This is a genomic window from Streptomyces sp. KR55, assembly GCF_052245645.1.
GTDB classification, from domain to species: Bacteria; Actinomycetota; Actinomycetes; order Streptomycetales; family Streptomycetaceae; genus Streptomyces; species Streptomyces flavusporus.
The window spans coordinates 1-1,384 of the sequence record NZ_JBQQCE010000901.1 but is presented as its reverse complement, the minus strand read 5'-3'; the positions used below and the strand labels follow the sequence as shown (position 1 = coordinate 1,384).

Annotated in this window: 2 protein-coding genes; both read left to right on the top strand. The window is 68.9% G+C overall.

The genetic code is table 11. The annotated features are described in order from the left end of the window. The first annotated feature begins 279 nt into the window (after nucleotides 1-279). Nucleotides 280-624, top strand: coding sequence for a hypothetical protein (locus tag ACTWQJ_RS51385; RefSeq protein WP_443313202.1), 345 nt, complete (start codon nucleotides 280-282; stop codon nucleotides 622-624). A gap of 144 nt (nucleotides 625-768) precedes the next feature. After that, nucleotides 769-1,384, top strand: a 616-nt coding sequence (locus ACTWQJ_RS51380; RefSeq protein WP_443313201.1) for a recombinase family protein, incomplete at its 3' end; no start/stop codon positions are given.

Below are 1,384 nucleotides of genomic sequence, written 5' to 3'. Positions count from 1 at the left end.
CCTCAACCAAAGACACCAGACGCGCCGTCGAGATGCCCGTGAACAACGGATGCGCCAACACCGCCCGATCGACCATGCCCCTCACCACGAGAGCATGCCCACCCGCTATCACGCACCAACTCGTAAGGAGACTCTGACCGGCACCCCGCAAGGCGGCATCCTCACGCCTCCAACGCAATGGGCAACTTCACTTTCGAAGTGACGTTGCGCTACCGGAGGTTGGAGAGGTTGCCTCGCGCGGAGGGTAGGCCGCGTCATGACGGGTAGTACGTTCATGACATGCGCGGGGATCGTGTCGACGGTATCGAGTACGCCCGGCGGGTCAATGCTGCCGTGGACCTCCTCGCGGCGGAGGTGTCTGTCGCCGAGGCGGCCCGGGTGCTGGCCGCCCGCTACGGGGTGTCGGTCCGTCAGGCACACCGGTACGTGGAGCAGGCCGTGGTCCAAGGTCGAGTCGCCGTCCCCGAGGCGAGTGTGGTGTTCACCGTCAAGCTGCCCGGTTCGCTGGCCGAGCAGGTTCGCGAGCACGCCCGGGCGAGTGAGGCCACCGTCTCCTCGGTGGTGGCCCAGGCCCTGGTCGACTACCTCCGCGACGACGCCAGCGGACGGCGGACGGGGCCGTGAACCGTCCGATGGCGGAACTGGAATGGGTCTTCTCCCGGCACGCCGACGCGGAGCTGTCCGCAGCCTACGACGTGCTGGTTCCTCAGTGCCGGGCCCGCATCCGGGCTGGTCAGCAGCGACAGCAGGTGCAGGAAGGAGCGCAGGGTGAGCACGGCGGCGATCTACGCGAGGGTGTCCTCCCAGCGGCAGAAGAAGGACCAGACGATCGCCTCGCAGACGGCAGCACTGCGCGCGTACGCCGAACGGATGCGGCTTGAGCTGCCCGAGGAGTGGGTCTTCGAGGACGAGGGTCACTCCGGCGCCACGCTGATGCGTCCCGCGCTGGAGCGGCTGCGGGACCTGGTCGCCCAGGTCGGTGTGGATGTGGTGGTCGTCTACGCGCCAGACCGCCTGGCACGGAAGTTCGCCTACCAGGCCCTGCTGATCGAGGAGTTCGCCCGTGCCGGCACGCGCGTGGAGTTCGTCCGCGGCCCGCGCGGGGACAGCCCCGAGGACCAGCTGCTGGTCCAGTTCCAGGGCATGTTCGCCGAGTACGAAAAGGCCCAGCTGATGGAGCGCTACCGGCGCGGGAAGACCTACCGGGCGCGGGCCGGCTCGGTGAACGTGCTGTCCGGAGCGCCGTTCGGCTACCGCTTCGTCCGCAAGACCCCGGAGTGCGCCGCCCGCTACGAGATCGTTGAGACCGAGGCGGCGCTGGTGGCCGAGCTCTTCCGCCGCTATGTCGACGAGGGCGCATCCATCGCCGAGCTGACCCGCTGGC